Source organism: Cohnella endophytica, assembly GCF_003628305.1.
GTDB lineage: Bacteria > Bacillota > Bacilli > Paenibacillales > Paenibacillaceae > Cohnella > Cohnella endophytica.
Genome location: NZ_RBZM01000009.1, coordinates 223,728 through 243,800 on the forward strand (window position 1 = coordinate 223,728; position 20,073 = coordinate 243,800).

General features: G+C 51.4%; 14 protein-coding genes. 11 read left to right on the forward strand and 3 right to left on the reverse strand.

Annotated features, from left to right (window positions below):
- Positions 1-376: 376 nt before the first annotated feature.
- Positions 377-2,425, reverse strand: coding sequence for a Na+/H+ antiporter (locus tag D7Z26_RS21235; protein ID WP_120979026.1), 2,049 nt, complete (start codon positions 2,423-2,425; stop codon positions 377-379).
- A gap of 197 nt (positions 2,426-2,622) precedes the next feature.
- Between D7Z26_RS21235 and D7Z26_RS21240 the strand changes: the two genes are divergently transcribed.
- The gene (locus D7Z26_RS21240; RefSeq protein ID WP_120979027.1) at positions 2,623-3,027 is read left to right on the forward strand and encodes a CBS domain-containing protein; all 405 of its coding nucleotides are present in this window, start codon (positions 2,623-2,625) and stop codon (positions 3,025-3,027) included.
- 205 nt (positions 3,028-3,232) lie between these two features.
- On the opposite strand, the gene D7Z26_RS21245 is transcribed toward D7Z26_RS21240, so the two are convergent.
- The gene (locus D7Z26_RS21245; protein WP_120979028.1) at positions 3,233-5,749 is read right to left on the reverse strand and encodes an S-layer homology domain-containing protein; all 2,517 of its coding nucleotides are present in this window, start codon (positions 5,747-5,749) and stop codon (positions 3,233-3,235) included.
- A 173-nt stretch (positions 5,750-5,922) separates the two neighbouring features.
- On the opposite strand from D7Z26_RS21245, the gene D7Z26_RS21250 reads away from it, so the two are divergent.
- Entirely contained in the window at positions 5,923-6,768 is an 846-nt protein-coding gene (locus D7Z26_RS21250) for a DUF4362 domain-containing protein (RefSeq protein ID WP_120979029.1), read from the forward strand.
- 264 nt (positions 6,769-7,032) lie between these two features.
- Here D7Z26_RS21250 and D7Z26_RS21255 read toward each other — a convergent pair whose 3' ends face one another.
- A complete protein-coding gene (locus D7Z26_RS21255; protein ID WP_120979030.1) occupies positions 7,033-7,500 on the reverse strand; it encodes a hypothetical protein in 468 nt (155 codons plus the stop codon).
- A 436-nt stretch (positions 7,501-7,936) separates the two neighbouring features.
- On the opposite strand from D7Z26_RS21255, the gene nrdI reads away from it, so the two are divergent.
- The 9 genes from nrdI (at position 7,937) to D7Z26_RS21300 (ending at position 20,018) form a co-directional block, all read left to right on the forward strand.
- The gene (gene nrdI / locus D7Z26_RS21260) at positions 7,937-8,296 is read left to right on the forward strand and encodes a class Ib ribonucleoside-diphosphate reductase assembly flavoprotein NrdI (RefSeq protein WP_120979129.1); all 360 of its coding nucleotides are present in this window, start codon (positions 7,937-7,939) and stop codon (positions 8,294-8,296) included.
- Positions 8,283-10,367 carry a class 1b ribonucleoside-diphosphate reductase subunit alpha gene (gene nrdE / locus D7Z26_RS21265; protein WP_120979031.1) on the forward strand — a complete coding sequence of 695 codons (2,085 nt, stop codon included), beginning with the start codon at positions 8,283-8,285 and terminating at the stop codon, positions 10,365-10,367. The genes nrdI and nrdE overlap by 14 nt, the downstream gene beginning before the upstream one ends.
- Positions 10,368-10,386: 19 nt before the next feature.
- Positions 10,387-11,346 carry a class 1b ribonucleoside-diphosphate reductase subunit beta gene (gene nrdF / locus D7Z26_RS21270; protein WP_120979032.1) on the forward strand — a complete coding sequence of 320 codons (960 nt, stop codon included), beginning with the start codon at positions 10,387-10,389 and terminating at the stop codon, positions 11,344-11,346.
- 254 nt (positions 11,347-11,600) lie between these two features.
- On the forward strand, positions 11,601-13,286 hold the full coding sequence (locus D7Z26_RS21275) for an extracellular solute-binding protein (RefSeq protein WP_120979033.1): 1,686 nt from the start codon (positions 11,601-11,603) through the stop codon (positions 13,284-13,286).
- Between the two features lie 76 nt (positions 13,287-13,362).
- Entirely contained in the window at positions 13,363-14,268 is a 906-nt protein-coding gene (locus D7Z26_RS21280; protein ID WP_199731754.1) for an ABC transporter permease, read from the forward strand.
- A gap of 91 nt (positions 14,269-14,359) precedes the next feature.
- Entirely contained in the window at positions 14,360-15,184 is an 825-nt protein-coding gene (locus D7Z26_RS21285) for a carbohydrate ABC transporter permease (protein WP_120979131.1), read from the forward strand.
- 38 nt (positions 15,185-15,222) lie between these two features.
- A complete protein-coding gene (locus D7Z26_RS21290; RefSeq protein WP_120979034.1) occupies positions 15,223-16,956 on the forward strand; it encodes a sensor histidine kinase in 1,734 nt (577 codons plus the stop codon).
- Between the two features lie 12 nt (positions 16,957-16,968).
- Positions 16,969-18,648: a response regulator gene (locus D7Z26_RS21295; RefSeq protein ID WP_120979035.1), complete on the forward strand. Its 1,680-nt coding sequence runs from the start codon at positions 16,969-16,971 to the stop codon at positions 18,646-18,648.
- A 92-nt stretch (positions 18,649-18,740) separates the two neighbouring features.
- The gene (locus D7Z26_RS21300) at positions 18,741-20,018 is read left to right on the forward strand and encodes a Gfo/Idh/MocA family protein (protein WP_120979036.1); all 1,278 of its coding nucleotides are present in this window, start codon (positions 18,741-18,743) and stop codon (positions 20,016-20,018) included.
- Positions 20,019-20,073 lie beyond the last annotated feature (55 nt).

The following is a 20,073-nucleotide window of genomic DNA, read 5'->3' on the forward strand; positions in this document are numbered from 1 at the left end:
GCGACATTCGTTTGCGGATCGACTATGATTTCGCGACGTGGTAGCCGAAGCCGAGCATAGTGAATAGCCCCCGTTTATGTCCCTGATAAACGGAGGCTATTCTGGACGACGACTATTCATTTATGAACTTCCAACCCTTTCTTGCCACGTTCGGTTTGAATTCGTTCCGGTTCATGTTTATTATTGCTTTTGCTTTCTTGCATCATTCAGGCGAGTTCCCGCATGCCCGCGGTTCCCGGGATAAGCCGTCACTCGCTATCCCGATATCGTCCCGGTTCTAGCATGCTTCGCTACTATGCTCCAATGGACTATCCCCTTCCGTCTTGGAATACTTCCTATTACCCCTTCGTTAACCTCGTTAAACACGAAAACCCTTTTATCCTTCAAGAAGTCCCGTCCAACTGCTATCCATCACCTCCGCCTCGTGCATGCTGATCTGGAATTGCAGCTTGCTTAATTGCTGCTTGCCGATGCTCCCTTGCTGGTATTGCTCCTGCAGCGCATCCCGCTCGGCTTGAATGGAAAGCATCTCCAACGCATGGACTTGCTCCTCCGTCATCTCGTCCGCGTTCGGGTCGCTCAGTTGATTGTTCAGCATGTTAATCATTTGTTGATAATGCGCGCAGACGCGGGAGACGGTCGTTCCGGAACAAGTCTGATTCGTCTGAATCGCGTTGATCGCATACTTGGCGGTTGTCATCCTTAACGCGATAAACTTTCTTCGGTCTTCCGGTTTCAGGTCGGAGTAAGGACCGCGGCGCTTCGGCAAGAACGTGGCGACCACTTTGTTCACGACCGAATAGAGTAACAAGTAGAAAATATGGAGTCGATTCGAGTACACCATCTCGATCCGGTTGTAAATATTTTGCAGCACGGTGGCTTCCTCCGGCTTGATCTCCCCATTTTCCCGCAACAGTTGGACGCACTTTCTCTCTTCGGCGATACCAAGCTGGCGCAAACGCAATTCTTCTTCGCGAGCTTTCTTGGATAGACTTTCGTATTTGCTCCTCTTGATATCCGTGAGACGCTGATCGTTATTGGCGATAACCGCGGCCGCGGCTCGGTTATTCGTTCCGTCGATCGCTTGCCTTATCGCCAGATTAGCCGCTTTGATCGACTCGATCTGGGCTTTGAACTCCGCTTCGCGCGCCAACGATTCCTCGCTCGCTCCCGTGCCCCGGTCGGCGAGCAACGGCAACGCGATGCTGGCCAGAATCAAGGAAACGAGAATAACGCCCGCGCACAGGAAAATGATCAAATCACGTTCCGGAAACGGCCCTCCGCCCCCTACGACCAGCGGGATCGTGAAAGCGCCGGCAAGCGTCACCGCGCCCCGTACTCCGGATAATGAAGTCAGCCATATCGATTTCCAGCTTACGTTTTCCTTGTCGTCCTTCAAACGGAAGAGCGATCCGGCCAATCGGCTATACAAGGTCAGCCAGCCGAATCGTAGCGCGATCAAGAGCAGGTACAAAAGGAACACATAGCCGATAACGATCAGATTGTCGTGGGCCACGTCGTGGAAAATCGTCTTCGCGATGGCGGGAATTTGCACGCCCAAGAGCACGAACACAAGACCGTTCAAGCTGAACAAGATGACCGACCACGTGATTTCGGATACGAACTTCTGCTCGATCGAAGTGAACCTGGAGTGATCCTGCTCGATCGCCATCATGACGCCGCCGGCAACGGCGGCCAAAATTCCCGACAAACCCAAATGCTCCGCAACGTAAAACAGGATAAACGGGGTAAGGATTTGAATGAGCACGTGTACCGAAGCGTCTTCGATGCCGAATCTGCGCAACGCCGCTCTCGCCCAGATGATGAGAATCGCCAGCACGCCTCCCGCGATCAGACCTCCGATCGCGATCAAGAAGAAGCTCCACGTCGCGTTCCACAAGGAGAAGGCGCCGGTTACGGCCGCCGCGATCGCGAACTTGAATGCTACCAGTCCGGAAGCATCGTTCATGAGCGACTCGCCTTCCAACAAGCGGTGAATCTTTTTCGGAAGATGGACTTTAGAGGCGATGGCGGATACGGCGACCGCATCCGTCGGAGACAGAATGGCGGCCAAACCGAAGGAGGCGGCCAACGGGATCGATGGAATAAGAGCATGAATGAAATATCCGCCCACGAGGACGGTCACGAACACAAGACCGACGGCAAGCAATAGAATCGGCGTCCTTAGCTTCCATAATTCATCCCGCGGCGTGCGCCTGCCGTCGTTAAACAATAGAGGGGCGATGAAGAGCAAGAAAAACAACTCGGGTTCCAACTCGACATGGAAATGCCAGGGGAACAATACGACCGCGGCTCCCAGAGCGATCTGAATGATCGGGAGCGGAACGTAAGGAAAGATCCGTTGAACGACCTGCGAGAAAGCGAGCAATAATAATAAGACCAATACGGCTAAAAATAATTCCATGACGTTCACTCCAACGTTTAGTCTTCTTGTTCGGGACTCGGTCAAAACCTTCGACTTTCAGGATGCCCAACGTCCGGCATTTCCAACGGCAACATCGGAAAGCCATTTTAACTAGTCATTTCCAATGCGGCAACGGTGTCATTTATGTTTTAATATAGATATAAGGATCGAAATTGGCTCGAAAAGGAGAGATTACAGTGGAAATCAGATCATTCTTGTTACCGAAAAGCGAAGTATCCTATCTCAAGACTTCCGCGTCCATGAAAGAAGCGATGGATCGGCTCGAGGCGTGGAAATACACGGCTATCCCGGTCATCGACGACGAAGGGAAATACGTCGGCACCTTATCCGAAGGAGATCTGCTATGGAAGCTGAAATGCACTCCCGGTCTCCATTTCGATAACTTGCACGAGGTTCCCGTGACCGATATCAAGAAACGGATTTATAACGAATGCGTAGCGATAACCGCGCATATGGAGGACATGTTGGCGCTGGCCGCCGATCAGAATTTCGTTCCGGTCGTCGACGACGATCGCGTCTTCCTCGGCCTGATCCGTCGCAGGGATATCATTGAATATTACACGAGAAATATAACAGACTAATCGGGCCCGAAGAGTAAGCCGCGTAGTCCTTCCAACTTTCTCCGCTTCGCTACCGCGGCCCATTCATTCCGATAAGCCTTCGATTTTATCATCGGTTATTCTTCGAATAAAGTCCAGCGAACGCGGAGAAATGCTTTTATAGGCAAAATAATCGCAAAGTAGGAGCATGGCCCGATGCGCCATGCTCCTACTTTGTTTCTGCGTTCTATTTGAGCTTGCCCAGCAGATTCAGAATAACCGTAACGGCTTCCGCTCTCGTCGTCATTCCGCCGGGCGCGAATTTACCCTTGCCGTTTCCTTGCATAAGGCCCCCGTCCTTAACCGCCGTGACCGAGCTTCTCGCCCATGCCGGAATTTCTTTGTCGTCCGCAAATCCCGTTTCGCTTGAGGATGCCGCCTCTAGATGCAGGGAATTCGCGATCATGGCCGCCATCTCCGCGCGCGTAATCGGAGCATTCGGACGGAACGTGCCGTCCTTATAACCTTTGACGATGCCCGCTTCTACCGCCTGCGCTACCCCCGCCTGCGCCCATGCCGCGATCTTGTCCGCATCGGCGAACGTCGGTTTTCCGCTCGTGGCCTGCGGTTTGAGCGCATTCGTCAGCATGACCGCGAACTCGGCCCTCGTCACCGTTTTCCCCGGCTTAAAGGTTCCGTCCTGATATCCTTTGACCACGCCGATCAGGACTGCTTTGCGGATGCTAGCTTCCGCCCAATGGCCGGTAATATCGCTGAAGACGATCCCATCGGGCGTCGAGGTGTCGGGTTGTCCGTTCGCTACGGGCAAGTTCGTGGCCGAATCGACGACAAGCACCGCGTACTTCGTCAAGTGATCGGCTTCCGCTACGATGCGATTCCCTTCGATTTTGCCACCGGATACTCTTACCCATTCCTTCTTACTTTCGTCGAAATAGAATATCCCTACCGTCCGATTGCCGCTTAATACCGACGTATCGAACCGGAAATTCAGCGTGATCGGTTTCTGGAAGTTTTCCGGGAAGTTCTTCAAGATTTCGAAGATCGGGCTTGCCAGCAACTCCCCGCGAGGCAGCAGTCCGGTCGTATCGGCTATTTTATCGATCGACAGCTGGAGATCCTTGACCGTTGAGTTCGCCGGAATCGTAAGCATAATGTCGTCTCCCAGGCTCGCCTCGCCGATCTGGCCCGAAGGCAACGTCAAACGGCCGTTCGTCGATTTAACCGTCGTCGGACCGCTGCTTCCGCTTCCCGTCCGGATGGGCGGAGATACGTTAATCGTTTGGATTTGTTCGTTTCCCGCCTCATCGCGTACGTATAAGGTGTATGCCCCGTAAGCGGCCGCAACGAAACTGGCCTTAAAGGATTCCCAATCGATCCCCTCCCATTCGTCGAAGCAATCGTCCGGGTTCTCACAGAGAGAATCGGGTTCCAACCACTCGCCGTGAACGTCAAAATAGTCCGCGTTCCGCTCCCCCGGCGCCCACATCGCGCCCCACACTCTGCTGCCCGTCCCGTCCAACGTTACCGTTACCTTAACCGGAAGCGCGCCGAGGAGGGACGTTTCCAATCGGATCGTCGGCTTTGCCTTGTCGATCTGGTACACTTCAACCGTCTTGACGGACTCGTTACCGATCTCGTCCTTCGCATAGACCGTGTAGATTCCGTTCGCGGTTACGGTAAAGCTTCCGTTTACCAACGCTTGACCGCCGGCGGCGAAAGCCTCAGCCGTCAAATCCCCCGCCGCCCACTTCGTTTCGGCGACTCCGCTTCCCGTATCCGTTACGTTCGCGGTGACGATAACGTCTTCTTTAGTCATCCCTTGAGCGGAAACGGACGTTCCGATCGAAGGTGCCGTCTTATCGAACACGACCTTCGATCCGTCCGTCGTCGCGTTAGCGGGTAGCCGATACCCTTCTTCCGTAATCAGCATAACCGATATCGGAATTTCTCCTTCGGCTTCCGTGCCGTCCAAGAGAAGCGTCGCTTTCCAATGCTTGCCGTCGATTTGCTCCGTGACGGCGCTTTTGCCCGCGATCGTTGCCACGGCGCCGACAACATCTTCATCCGACGCGATATTCAAGGTAATCGTATCGGAAGGTTTGGCCAAACTAGCCGACGCCGCGTCGTTCGACCCGATCTTTACTTCAATGATTTTGGGCAATGTCAGACCCGTATCGTAAGAAGCGAATGTTTCGTCGTGGCTATGGAAGCTCCAGCCGTCGGTAGAGCCGGCGAACGTTCCCCATACCGCATACGCGGGTATGCTATCTCCGGTTAAAACATGTATTCCATCCAGGCTATATCGATAGACTTGCCCGCCGATTTCGGGATGAAACGACGTGGTGTCGATTTTATATCGCGATATCGTCGCCCATCTCGCGTTCGCCGGAATCAAAAGCGGATTCGCGACTTCCTGAATCTGCGTCCCGTCGCTATAGAGATAATAGGCATCCGAGCTCGTATTGTACCATCCTCCGTCAAAAATCTCCTTCGCGGTTACCCATTTTGCCGAAGTCGGCGCCGTCGCGCTTTCCAACACGCTCGTTCCGTCGCTATACACGTAACTCGTAACGTATCCGCTGTAAACCGCGTTGCTAGTAAACAGGTAGTTTTTCAATACCTGCGCTTGAACCGTCCCCGTATCGGCATAGGCCTTCTCCCGTGGTAGTACGATCATATTCCCCAATAATAAAACGAAGGATAAAAGGCCGATTCCGATTTGTTTCCACTTTAACCGTTGCATTCGATTAGCGCTCCTCTTTTTCTACAATAAATTCGATTATACCATATTTTACTAGATTACTCTCTCACTAAACTGAAAAGGAAGCACTTCATGTCAAGTTATACTCGATAGAACGCTTAGCTTTACTGGAACATTTTTACTGAACGACGCGTCTTCCTAATCGGAGGTGTTTCATGATCAAGTCCGTTGTCGCCGGAATAAGCATCTTTATTATCGTTGTTCTACTGTCCGCCTGCGGTAACCGGTTGTCGGGTCTCATCGGCAAGCCGAACTCCGCAAGCAACGAAAAAAGCGAAGTTATCGACATGCACGGGAATATCGAGCACCTAGATAAAATGGACGAGTTCGTGCGGAAAGCCGAGAATCGCGAGAAGGCAAGCGTTCGAATCGTTCATTACACGACCGAGGGCGACCCCGTTTATCACGATTTGAACGTAAAGGGTGCGCGGATCGTGATGACCTACGATACAACCGAGGATTCGTTCGGAAGCGGCCGCGTCATGAAATACGAATGCGACAAAATCGAGAGAACGGCATCGGATACCCAACTGTTATATACCGTTAAAGGTTGCTCCGGCGAGAATAAGGAGTTGAACGTGCTAGGCGTATCTTTCGACGTTCGGAAGCAGGATTATTTCGGCTTCATTCTAAAATACGGCCTTGCGGAGAAAAACGAAGTGAATACCGTGGACGAAAAGCTGGCGAAGGACCTTCAGAACGGGGATACGGCCGTTATCGACGATTATCGGCTTACGACCGATGAACTTCAGACCATTTATAAGTCGATGGTTTTGTCCAATTATCTTGGCGAGAAGAAGCTGGAGCTTGGTTGCAACCGAGATCCCCACGCGACTTATTACTTAAAGGTACTGATCAATAGCGGGAGCCGCGAATACCGCTGGTCGGAATGCGATACCGGCGAAGACGGGCAAGCGATGAAGAAAATCGTGAACGTGATTAAAGAAATCGTCATAAACCGGGCGGACTACAAGCGGTTGTCGGATGTTAAAGGCGCGTAGAGCTAAGGTGCGATGCCGGACAGAAAGACTAAGCGGCAGGCAAACCTGTAAATTGCGCAGGTGTTTTTTCTAGTATTACGCGAACGGGCAGAAGCACCTGCAGAAAGTACAGGCATTTGGAGCAAACTCTGGAAAATTGGCCTTTATCGCACAATTCGCCTGTAGGAAATGCAGGTGAACTACCGTTTTTAGCTCCTAGAAGCAAAAAAACCTGCAGTATATGCAGGTTGGGCAAATTAGGGACTTTCACCGAAGCTTGTAAAGCTACTGACCGACGAATACGGCCGATCCATTGGCGCCCGTATACGGAGGCTCGCCCGGTTGAGTTACGTAACAAATAATCATTTTATAGGACATTCCCTTAGGGATGTCTTGTTTGAACGTTAGCATGAAGCTTTGCGCGTTATTGGCGACCGGTTGGATCATTACTTTATCCGCGGTAAGCGCGTTGCCGTTGTTCACGCTATCGTTCTTCCCCAGCGTTGCGATCCCCGTAGGCGTAACCTCGGTCGTGCTTTGGATCCAATAGTTGCCCGGAGTCGTCCCTTTCGTCTGATCTACGGGCTGATCGTAAGTGACCTGCAGTTGGTTAGGCGAAATCTGGCTTAACTGCGATAACATCGGAATCTGCGCCTGGCGTTTTTTCGATTGCTGGGCGCTTGCTTGATCCGGAGCGGCGAATGACAGCGCTAGCAGCGAGCACAGCAAAAGCTTAATAAAGATATTTCTCAACTTGACGTTCCTCCCGTGTTTCTCATTTTCATACCTGTCACAGATTCCCCCGATCCTTGCCGGATTATTCCCTCCCCCTATCTATCCGAAGTCTAACGTCCCTCCCACTACATCTTGTGTGCGCTATTTTTTTCCTATCTAGAAAAAGCCGCGAAATTTGTCAAATCGGCTTGACATTTTGGGCTTAGCCACGAAGCCCGACGGGATAAGCTTTCATTCGTTTTCAAAGTTGCCCTCGGGCAAAAAGTAGGACATAATGCCTACTCGCAACAGCATCTGTACCGATTGACTTTCACAATATCTTGATGTAAATTTAGATCTACAGACTACATATAGTGCGATTTGGACGATCTTAAGCAATTATCTTCAACATAGATTTTGACTCCGTTCGCTCGGGATGTTAACCTGAAATGCCTTCGAGAGAGGAATGAATTCCGTGCTTATCGCTTTCGACTCGAGAACGGGAAACGTACGCCGATTTGTCGATAAATTAAAAGTCCCGTCGATTCAGATCGAGGAAACGATGACGATCGACGAGCCCTTCGTGCTCGTCACTTATACGACCGGCTTCGGGCAGGTGCCGGATAAAGTCATGTCGTTCCTTAAACAAAACCACAAACGGATGCGCGGCGTCATCGCCAGCGGCAACCGCAACTGGGGAGAAGGCTTTGCCCGCAGCGCCGATACGATTTCCGAATTATACGGCGTTCCCGTTCTCGGTAAATTCGAGCTCGCGGGAACGAACAGGGATGTAGAGAGATTCACACAGGAGGTGCGCGCAGTTGCGTCATATTGAATTAAACAACTTACTTATGCAAAGAGATCCTCAAGGATTTTTCCAACTGGATAAAGACCGCGAAGCGGTCGAAGCGTTCATGGCGGACGTCGAGCGCAAGACGGTCCGTTTCGGCAGCACGGCCGAAAAAGTACGTTACATGGTGAACGAGAACTACTACGAGAACGTCTACGAGAATTTTACCGAAGCCCAGATCGAAGACATCTACGCACTTACTCACGGCTACGGCTTCCAATTCCAATCCTATATGGCCGCTTCGAAATTCTATACGGATTACGCGGTCAAAACCGATGACAAAACGCTATACCTGGAGCATTACGCGGATCGCGTAGCGATCGTCGCGTTGCACTTGGCGCGCGGCAATTACGACACGGCCCGCTCCCTTGCTTCCGCCATGATGGAGCAACGCGTTCAACCGGCTACGCCGACGTTCCTCAACGCGGGCAAGAGCCGCCGCGGCGAGATGGTTTCCTGTTTCTTGCTTGAAGTAGACGATTCCCTGAACTCGATCAACTACGGAATCGGAACTTGCATGCAGCTTTCCAAGATCGGCGGCGGCGTTGCCGTCAACCTGTCCAAGCTTCGCGGACGCGGCGAACCGATCAAAGGCGTAGAAGGCGCGGCCAAAGGCATCATGCCCGTTCTGAAGCTGATGGAGGATGCGTTCTCCTATGCGGATCAGATGGGGCAGCGCAAAGGTTCCGGAGCAGGCTATTACAATATTTTCGGCTGGGACGTCATGGAATTCCTCGATAGCAAGAAAATCAACGCCGACGAGAAAACAAGGCTCAAAACGTTGTCCATCGGCTTGATCGTACCGAATCAGTTCTACAAGCTTGCGGAAGAAAACCGCCCGCTTCACGTGTTCGCGCCTTATACGGTGCTCAAAGCCTACGGCAAACATCTGGACGACCTGGACTTGGACGAGATGTACGACACGTTGCTTGCCGACGACCGCGTGCAGAAAAAAGTGATCATGAGCGCGCGCGACATGCTGAGCAAGATCGCTACGACCCAGCTCGAATCGGGCTACCCTTATATCATGAACAAATCGAATGCCAACGAAGCGCATGCCTTGAAAGATATCGGTCAGATCAAAATGTCCAACCTGTGCACGGAAATTTTCCAGCTACAGGAGACTTCCAATATCGGCGATTACAACGAGCCAGACACGATTCGCCGCGACATTAGCTGTAACTTGGCATCCCTGAACATCGTGAACGTCATGGAATCCGGCAAAGTCCGCGAATCCGTTCACGAAGGCATTACCGCGCTGACGGCAGTCAGCGATATGACGACCATCATGAACGCTCCCGGCGTGGCTAAGGCGAATGCCGAGCTGCACTCCGTCGGACTGGGCGCAATGAACCTGCATGGCTACCTGTCCAAGAACAAGATCGCTTACGAGAGCGCGGAAGCCCGCGACTTCGCCCGTACTTTCTTCATGATGATGAATTACCACTCCCTGGAGAGAAGCATGCACATCGCGCGCGACACCGGAACGACTTTCCAAGGTTTCGAATTGTCCGAATACGCGAAGGGCACGTATTTCGACCGTTACGAGGAGACAGATTATCGCCCGACTACGGCCCGCGTTCGCGAGCTATTCGCCGGCATCGATATCCCGTCGCCGCAGGACTGGAGCCTGCTTAAGGCCGAGGTCGCGAAACATGGCTTGTACCATGCCTACCGTCTGGCGATCGCGCCGACGCAGAGCATCTCCTATATCCAGAACGCGACTTCGAGTGTCATGCCGATCGTAGAGCCGATCGAGACGCGCACTTACGCGAATTCGACGACTTATTATCCGATGCCTTACCTGAGCCGGGAAAACTTCTTCTTCTACAAGTCCGCCTACCAGATGGACCAGATGAAGGTCATCGATCTGATCGCGGAAATTCAGCCGCATATCGACCAAGGGATCTCGACGATCCTTCACGTCAACAGCGACGTATCGACGAGACAGTTGTCCCGTTATTACGTGTACGCCGCCAAAAAAGGGCTGAAATCGCTCTACTACACCCGGACGAACCGTTTGTCCGTAGAAGAATGCATCACTTGCTCGGTTTAAGGAAAGAGGAGGCACGGAAATGGCCGTTATGAAAGCAGTCAATTGGAACCGCCCGGACGATGATTTCACGATCACGTTCTGGAATCAAAATATTATGCAATTCTGGACCGACGAAGAAATCCCGTTATCCGACGACAAAATGTCGTGGATGCAGTTAAGCGACGAAGAACGTTCGCTATATATCAAAGTACTAGGCGGTCTCACTCTGCTGGATACGGTACAGGGCGGCATCGGAATGCCGAAAATTCTGGAGCACGTAGACGGCTTGCAACGCAAAGCCGTACTCGCGTTCATGGGCATGATGGAGCAAATCCACGCCAAATCGTACAGCAGCATTTTTACCACGCTCGCGACGACCGAGGAAATCGACGACGTATTCCGTTGGGTAGAGAACAACGAGCGCTTGCAGACTAAAGCCGATACGATCACCGGATACTATTCCAACATCGAGAACGACAAGGACCTCTATCTGGCGATGGCCGCATCCGTTCTGCTCGAAAGCTACTTGTTCTATAGCGGATTCTTCTATCCGCTCTACTTGGCCGGCCAAGGCAAAATGACGAGCAGCGGCGAGATCATCGACCTCATCCTTCGGGACGAGAGTATTCACGGCTTGTATGTCGGCGTATTGGCGCAAGAGGTATTCGCCAAGCTCGAACCCGACGTACAACAGGATGCTAACGAGATCCTGCATGGCTTGCTGATGTTCCTTCATCAGAACGAAGAAAAGTATACGGATGAACTGTATACGAACATCGGCCTTGCCGAAGAAGTCAAAACGTTCATTCGTTACAATGCGAACAAAGCGTTCATGAACCTCGGCTTGGAGCCCGTATTCCCCGAGGAAGAAGTGAATCCGATCGTGTTCAACGGAATTAGCACCCGGACCAAACAGCACGATTTCTTCTCCAAAAAAGGAAACGGCTACGTTCGCACGATCCATGTCGAACCGATGACCGATGACGACTTCGTGTTCTAAACAATGCTAAGCTCACGCTAAGCGAAACAAAAGAAGCCTCAAGCCCAATTCACCTTGGGTTTGAGGCTTTTGCTATATAAAAATGAGGCTACCCGAAGCTTTCATCTCGCGCTGCGGTAGTCAAGAGGTGTATACGAAAGGTAAAGACTAGTATATGGAAGCAGTCCTCTCTTCTTCCTATACTTGAACTATGAAGCGAAGCTGACCGACGGCAGCGGGGCTGACTATTATGAGACATTATGCGGAGGGGTAGTATGAGGCTGAACAGGAAGTTCCTCTTGATCGCGGCTTTGAGCGTTTGCGTAACGATGACCGCGTGCGGCAACAACGATAAACAATCGGAGAAATCGTCGCCGAGCGCGTCGGCATCCGAGCAAGGAAGCACGGCAAGCGCATCTAACGACCCGAAAGACTCGAACGAAGTCGTCGAGGTTTCGACGGTATCGCAAAGCGATCCTTACTTGAAGTTCGACGATGGCGAAAGCTTCGACAAGAACTCCGTGTACGACGCGTACGAGAAAGACATCGGCGTTAAGATTACGAACAAATGGATCGCGGATGTTACCCAATATAAGGAAAAAGTTAAAATCACGATCGCATCCGACGATCTTCCGGATTTCATGCAGGTGAACGCGACGCAGTTGAAAGAACTGACCGAAGCGGGCATGATCATGGACATTACGGAAGTGTACGACAAGTACGCCACGGAAGAAACGAAGAAGTTTCTGACGATGGACGGCGGCATGCAGCTGAAGACGGCCACGTTCGACAACAAGCTGATGGGCATTCCGAGCTCTTACAATCCTTACTACTACCAGTTCCTGTACATCCGTACCGACTGGCTCAAGCAATTGAATTTGCCGGAGCCGAAGACGATGGCGGATCTCGAGACGATCGCGGAAGCGTTCAAGACGAAAAATCCGGGCAAATCGAAAACTCCTTACGGCCTCGCGGTCAGCAAAAATCCGTTCAGCATCGATACCGGCGTCACCGGGCTGCGCGGATTCCTCAACGGGTTCCACGCTTACGAGAATATGTGGATCGACGACGGTAACGGCGGTCTCGTTAACAGCGATATCCAACCGCAAGTGAAAGATGCGCTGTCTATGCTGCAGGACATGTTCAAGAAAGGCTTGATCGATCCCGAATTCGCCGTTAAAGATACGGAGAAAGAAGCCGAGCTCATCTACAACGACGGCGTAGGCATGGTTTTCGGCGCTTCGTGGGCGCCTGCCCAGCTCGCCAAAGGCGCGGTGAAAGACGGCAAAGTCGTGCAGGAATGGGGCGTGTTCCCGATTCCGACGGTAGATAACAACCCGACTTTGGAGCAAATCGGACTTGGCGTAGACGACTATTACGTCATCTCGAAAAAAGCGATGCATCCGGAAGGCGTCATCAAATTGCTGAACCATTGGATCGTCGTGGACAACCACCCGACGCCGGAGCAAAAAGTATATGAATTCGGCAAAGACCTTAAGGAAAAGGGTAACAATTACTGGCTGCTCAGCCCGCTTCGCGTCGGCAAACAGCTCGACAACAACGGCGAAATTTTGCCGAAAGCCATCGCGAACAAAGACACGAGCATTCTCGAGACAAAAGACCAAAAAACGCGTTACGAGCGTGCGATGAAATACATCGAAGGCGGCGACACGAGCATGTGGTGGGAAAATTTGATCTCCGGCCCTAATGGCGCGTTCTCGCTCATCCCGACCATCCAGCAAAACAAGCAATACTTGCAAAACAAATTCTACGGCGCTCCAACAGCGGCAATGGCGGACAGACAGGAAATTCTGCTCAAGAAGCGCGACGAAGTGTACTTCAAAATCATCATGAACCAGGTTTCCGTCGACGAATTCGATAAGTTCGTCGGGGAATGGAAAAAACTCGGCGGCGACGAAATCACGAAAGAAGTCAACGAGTGGTACGCGACCCATAAATAATCGCGCGGGAAAGAGGGATAACATCCCTCTTTCCCCTTTTGAATCAACGCTTACGTTAAACATCGAGGTGATAGGCATGAACGTACTAACTCGGATGTGGAAAAGAGAATGGCCTCTTCATCTGATGCTTGTTCCGGGAATTATGCTGGTATTGATTTTCAGCTATGTCCCGATGGCGGGCATCGTCATGGCTTTTCAGAAATACGTTCCGAACAAAGGCTTATTCGGCTCCCCTTTAATTGGCTTGAGAAACTTTCGGCTATTGATCGACTATCCCGATATCGGCCGCGTTTTCTTTAATACCGTTTATATCGCCGTGATGAAAATTTTCGCCGGCCTGCTCGTGCCGATCACGATTGCGATCCTGCTTAACGAGCTGCGCAGGGAATGGATCAAACGGACGTTCCAGACGCTCGTGTACTTGCCGCACTTCATGTCTTGGGTGCTGCTCGGCGGAATTCTGGTCGACGTTCTGTCTCCCACCTCCGGCGTATTCAATCAATTGCTCGGTTTTCTCGGGATCAAGCCGATTTTTTTCTTGGGCGACAACCATTGGTTTCCTTACGTGATGGTCGCGTCGGATATCTGGAAAGAGTTCGGATTCGGCACGATCGTCTATCTGGCCGCGCTGACCGGCATCAATCCTTCTCTTTACGAAGCGGCGGCCATGGATGGAGCAAGCCGGCTCAAGCAAACTTTTCACATCACGCTGCCCGGCATGATGCCGATCATTATCCTGATGTTTACGCTGAATATCGGCAACGTGCTCAACGCCGGATTCGAACAAATCTTTAACCTGTACAGCCCGCCGGTCTATGAAAGCGCGGATATTATCGATACGTTCGTCTACCGCATGGGCGTGCAACAGGCGCAATTCGGTTTTGCTACGGCCGTAGGACTATTGAAGTCCATCGTTTCTTTCATCTTCATTTCGATATCTTATGTCCTGGCCTATCGCGTAGCGAATTACCGCATTTTCTAAGTTTAGTTCGCAATTCGGAAGGAGACTTACCGTGACGACAGACCGATCATTAGGCAGAAAAATATTCGTGGCGGGCAACTTAGCTTTTCTGATGCTCATCTCTTTCATGTGCCTCATGCCTATCCTTCATATTTTGGCTATCTCTTTCAGTTCGGGACAGGCGGCGGCAGCGGGCAAAGTCGTCCTGTGGCCGGTGGAGTTCACGACCGCCGCATACGACAACGTATTCGGCAAGCCCGAATATTTGCGCGCGTTCTCGGTCTCGATCCAGCGGGTCGTCCTCGGAACGTCCGTCAGCATGTTCCTGATGATTTTAACGGCATACCCGTTGTCGAAAGATCCGCGGAATTTCCGGCTCAGAACGTTCTATTCCTGGTTCTTCGTCTTTACGATCTTGTTCAGCGGGGGCCTTATCCCCTCTTATCTGACCGTGAAAAATCTAGGCATGATCGACACGATGTGGGCGCTCGTATTGCCGTCGGCGGTCCCGGTGTTCAACGTCATCCTGCTACTCAACTTCTATCGGAATTTGCCGAAAGAACTGGAGGAATCCTCGCGCATCGACGGGGCGGGACATTTTAAAACGCTATGGAAAATTTATGTTCCCCTCTCCCTGCCGGCGCTCGCCACGACGGGACTGTTCACGATGGTCTGGCATTGGAACAGTTGGTTCGATGGCATGTTGTATATGAACCACACCGAGAACTATCCGCTGCAAACATTTCTGCAGACCGTCATTATCAAGATGGATTTCCGCTTCATCAAATCGGAGAACGTCGAGTTGATGCTCAAGCTATCCGATCGCACGAGCCGGGCGGCGCAAATATTCGTGGCGGCGTTTCCGATTCTGATCGTGTATCCGTTCCTTCAAAGATTTTTCATTAAGGGAATTGTCATGGGAAGCGTAAAAGAATAAGATCGGAGTATTCACGACACAGCGCGGGAGAACGAACGATGAAAAGCTTATTCTTTTTGCACGACTCCTCCATATTCAGGAAAATAATGGCTGCCTTCTTGGCGGCCTTATTGCCGATGTTAGCGATCACTTGGATGATCAATGAGAAAGGCTCGAATAATATTCGCAACGAAATTTCCGATTCGGTTCTGAATACGACACGGTTTTATATGCATTCGTTGGACGAGGAAGCGGATCGGATCAGCCGTTATCTGCCGAATTACGTGATGGACAAAGATATAATGGAAATCGCGACGACGGGCAACGAGATGACCTCCTACGAGCGCGCGCGCAAAATATTGGATATCCAGGGCAGGCTGGAACTGATGAAAAATTCAAGTCCTTACATTAAAGAAACCATAGCTTATATCCCTTTGCTCCAGCGCACGATATTGAGTAACAGTTTTGAAACCTACTTGGACGAACGGGAATATTCCGCGATGCAGACCAACAAGAAAATGATCGAAGAACCGTTTATCTATTGGAAAAATCGCATTTTTATTACGATGCAATATCCCATTAATACGGTTAAAAATCCTTTGTATATCGTAGGGGTCGAATTATCCGCCGCCAAGATCAAGGAAACGTTGGCGCAAATCGGAAACGCGCGAGGAGGACAGAGCGTGTTGCTGAATTTGGCACGCGGCTGGGACATCGATAGCGGCATGGACCCGGCGTTGTTGGAACAAGTCAAAGCTTTCGCGGCGAAAAAGCGGGAAGCGCTTTCCGATGAAGGTTATGAAACGATCGTCAATAACGGCAATAGCTTTCTCGCCGTCTATAAATATTCGAAAATATGGAACTCCTACTCGATTACTTGCATCCCCGAAGAGACAGCGCTGGGTTCGTTGCATATGTATCGAACCTTATTCTGGTGGGCTTGCGTTCTCGCGGTTGGCATCGTGCTGTTCTTTACTTATTTTCTGCTGCGACTGATTTACCGCCCTTTGATGAAGCTTGTCCACTCCTTCCGCCGCGTTCAGCAGAACCGGCTGGAACCGATCGCGATCGACCGCGGCGCGGATGAATTCGGATATTTGTATCAGGCATTCAACGATACCGTGCGCTCCTTGAAAACGCTGATCGAGGAAAATTACGAACAGCAAATCCGGAATCAACGGTCGGAGCTGAAACGATTGCAATCTCAGATTAATCCTCACTTTTTGTATAATTGCTTTTTCGTTCTGTGCCGTCTGATCAAATCCGAGAAACAGAAAGATAAAGCCTATCGATTCTGTTTGTACATCGGACAATACTTTCAGTTCATTACCCGCAACGACGAGGACGACGTTCCGCTTGCCCTTGAGATGGAGCACTCCCGCACCTATGTCGAGATGCAAACGATCTGCTACGGGGAACGAATACAAGTCTGGTTCGACGGCGAAGTTCCCGCGATTCACGTTCCTCGATTGATTTTGCAGCCGATTATCGAGAATGCTTACAAACACGCGCTAGGCAACATGCTTCAACCCGGAGAGCTATGGATTCATAGCGACGAAAAGGAGAATGCATTCTTTCTCTACGTCGAAGATAACGGGCGGAAAATAAAAGACGAAGAAATCGAGCTGCTCCGGAAGAAGCTGCAGTATGCCACGAGCCGAATCGAGGAAACGACGGGCATCCTGAACGTTCATCGCCGGATTCAATTGCGTTTCGGAGAGGAATATGGTCTCGCGGTGTCGCGATCCGAATTAGGCGGTCTGCGGGTCACGATCAAACTAAGCTTTAGCTAAGGGGGAATGCGGATGTATAGACTGCTTATTGTCGATGACCTCCCTATTATCGTCGAAGGACTTCTGGAGTTGTTCGAGCTGACCGAGCATTTGGAGCTCGAAGTCATGACGGCCTATTCGGGCGAGGAAGCGCTGGAGGTCTTGTCCCATCATCGCGTCGATATCGTGCTTTCCGACATTAAGATGCCCGGAATCGAAGGCATCGAGCTGCTCAGGGAAATCGGATCGCGTTGGCCCGCGTGCAAAGTCATTTTTCTGACCGGTTATACGGATTTCGAATACGCCAAGAGCGCCATTACTTACGGCAGTTTCGATTATATTCTGAAAATCGAAAGCGACGAGAAAATCATCCGATCCGTGGAACGGGCCATCGCTAAAATCGAAGAAGAACAAGATCAAGCCCAGATGATCGCGAGAGCGCAAGCCAAAATGAGACTGGCCTTGCCCTCGATGCAAAAAGAGTATATGTGGGGACTGCTCCAAGGCAAGCAGGTCATGGAGAGCCAGTTGGATCATGCCTTCAGGGAACTTGATCTTCCGCTCGACGCTACGATGCCCGTTTATTTGCTCATCGGAAGATTGGACGCTTGGAAAGAGATGTTCACGACGCCGGATAAAGCGCTGTTGGCCTATGCGATGCAAAATATTTGCGACGAGTATTTGTCGGCGCAGGTACGAAGCTACTCCGTCGTATTCGAGCTGTCCAAAATCGTCTGGATCATTCAACCGAAAGCCTCGGGCGAGTCGTCCGTCGACCCCGACGGCTCGGAATGGATTAAAGCACATCTATATACGAGCGGTATTCTGGAAACCGTTCAAGCCACTTGCAAGAAACTGCTGGGACTTTCCGCTTCTTTCATTCTCGGGGGCGAGACGACTGCGTGGCATCGCCTGTCGGATCGGTTTCACTCGATGAAATACGGCTTGATCTCGGGGCATGGCTTATTCCATGAAGTCCTGATGACCGACAAGGATATTCAGGCGAAAGAGAGCAACGATCTCTCGGGCAGTCATCGCGACAGCTTCTATCATACCCGGGTGCAATTGCTCATGAGCTGTCTCGAGAATGATCATCCGGAGCAATTCGACAAGCTGTATACGGAACTCACTGCGATATGGAAGGACCCGGGAACCCCGAACGAGCGGAAAATCGAATTGTACCATTCCCTTTCGGCGGTGTTTTTGTTCTATATTCATAGAAACCGGGAAATTTGCGACTACGCGAATACGCAATTGGACCTCGATAAGTTATTTCGTCACGACGAGTCTACCCCATGGCCGGAGCTGATTCAATATTACAGGCAAATGGCCGACTGCTTCTTCGAATGGAATACACAGCGAGGCACGCAATTGCCGGCGGAAGTCATCAACAAAGTCCACGGTTATATCGAAGAGCATATTTCTACCGACATTTCCTTGACGGCTCTGGCGGATTACGTGGGCTTGAATCCCTCTTATTTGTCCAGGCTCTACAAGCAAATTACGGGCATCGGATTATCGAAATACGTCAACGACTACAGGAACTTGATCGCCAAAGAAAGACTTCTGAACACTTCTATGAAAGTAGGCGAAATCGCGGCCGAACTCGGGTATAACTCCGCGCTTGCCTTTATTCGCTTTTTCAAAAAACAAAACGAGATGACGCCCCAGGATTTCCGCATCTTGCGACACCCCCCGGCGCAAGGTCAATAATTGTATATGAAATGTAAGCAACGATCTCTTTTTCCTCTCGGTCTGTCCCTTTACAATTGGGGTACGTAAGGCGCACAAGAGGAGGAAATGTCTTGAAAAAAGTAACGGCCGTTTTACTAGGCGCCGGTAGCCGGGGAAGATATATTTACGGACCCTATGCGGAGAAATTTCCGAACGAACTGAAAATCGTCGCCGTAGCCGAGCCTGACGAGGAGCGCAGAAACCGGTTTGCGGACATTCATCGCATCGTCCCCGAGCGCAGGTACGATTCCTGGGAAAAAGCGTTCGATCACGGCCGCATGGCGGATGTCATGATTATCTGCACGCTGGATCGGATGCATTATCTTCCCGCAATGAAAGCGATGGAGCTCGGATATCACGTCATGCTCGAGAAGCCGATGTCCCCTTCCTTGGAGGAATGCATCGCGTTGGAACAGGCATCGCATCGGTTCAGACGGCTTCTCGTCGTCACGCATGTTCTCCGTTATTCCCCCTTCTGGTCGGGAATCAAGAAATGCATCGAGGACGGCGAGCTCGGAACCGTGGGTACGATTCAATTGGTCGAGAACGTCGGCTATCCCCATATGACGCATAGCTACGTGCGAGGGAACTGGCGGAATTCGGAAGAAACAAGTCCGATGATTCTAGCTAAATCCTGCCATGATCTGGACATCATCTCCTGGCTGATGGATCAGCCGTGCGCGAGCGTAAGCTCTTACGGCTCTTTGCTTCATTTCAGGGCGGAGAACGCTCCGGAAGGCTCGACGGACCGCTGCATCGACGGCTGCGCGGTCGAGAAGGATTGCGCCTTCTCGGCTATGAAAATGTACATGCAGCCGCCGCATCATCCTTGGGCGCGCTACATGACGAACGACTTGTCGCAGGAAGGAATCCTGACCGCGCTGAGGGAAGGCCCTTTCGGGCGTTGCGTCTATCGCTGCGATAACAACGTCGTCGACCATCAGGTCGTGAACCTGGCGTTCAAGAACGGAGCGAACGCATCGTTCGTCATGTCGGGACTGACGCAAAGCGGTACGCGTCGGGTTCAGATCATGGGCACGCACGGCGAAATCATAGGCGACATGGATAAGGGAGCTTTTACCTTATATCGCTATGCGCGAGGAGAACAGGTCGAGATTCGTTGCAATGTCGAAGGCGATGGTCACGGAGGCGGCGATGAACGCATGGTCGGCTCGTTCCTACGCGATGTCTGCCGGTTCGATAGCAATCCGTCGCATGGCCTGACGTCCGCAACGGCGTCCCTGCAAAGCCATCTAATGGCCTTTGCGTCCGAACATTCGAGATTGCAAGAGGGAATGGCTGTCAAGCTTGCGGACATGTATCGCGAGGCAGTCTCAAAAAAATATTGATACTATTAAAGTAGAAAGCATGAAGAAAACCAAAAATAAAGGCGAATTCTCATTC

Coding starts and splice junctions, on each gene's coding strand:
- D7Z26_RS21235 (WP_120979026.1), bottom strand. CDS start 2,425: ATGGAATTATTTTTAGCCGTATTGGTCTTATTATTATTGCTCGCTTTC.
- D7Z26_RS21245 (WP_120979028.1), bottom strand. CDS start 5,749: ATGCAACGGTTAAAGTGGAAACAAATCGGAATCGGCCTTTTATCCTTC.
- D7Z26_RS21250 (WP_120979029.1), top strand. CDS start 5,923: ATGATCAAGTCCGTTGTCGCCGGAATAAGCATCTTTATTATCGTTGTT.
- nrdF (WP_120979032.1), top strand. CDS start 10,387: ATGGCCGTTATGAAAGCAGTCAATTGGAACCGCCCGGACGATGATTTC.
- D7Z26_RS21275 (WP_120979033.1), top strand. CDS start 11,601: ATGAGGCTGAACAGGAAGTTCCTCTTGATCGCGGCTTTGAGCGTTTGC.
- D7Z26_RS21280 (WP_199731754.1), top strand. CDS start 13,363: ATGAACGTACTAACTCGGATGTGGAAAAGAGAATGGCCTCTTCATCTG.
- D7Z26_RS21285 (WP_120979131.1), top strand. CDS start 14,360: ATGCTCATCTCTTTCATGTGCCTCATGCCTATCCTTCATATTTTGGCT.
- D7Z26_RS21290 (WP_120979034.1), top strand. CDS start 15,223: ATGAAAAGCTTATTCTTTTTGCACGACTCCTCCATATTCAGGAAAATA.
- D7Z26_RS21295 (WP_120979035.1), top strand. CDS start 16,969: ATGTATAGACTGCTTATTGTCGATGACCTCCCTATTATCGTCGAAGGA.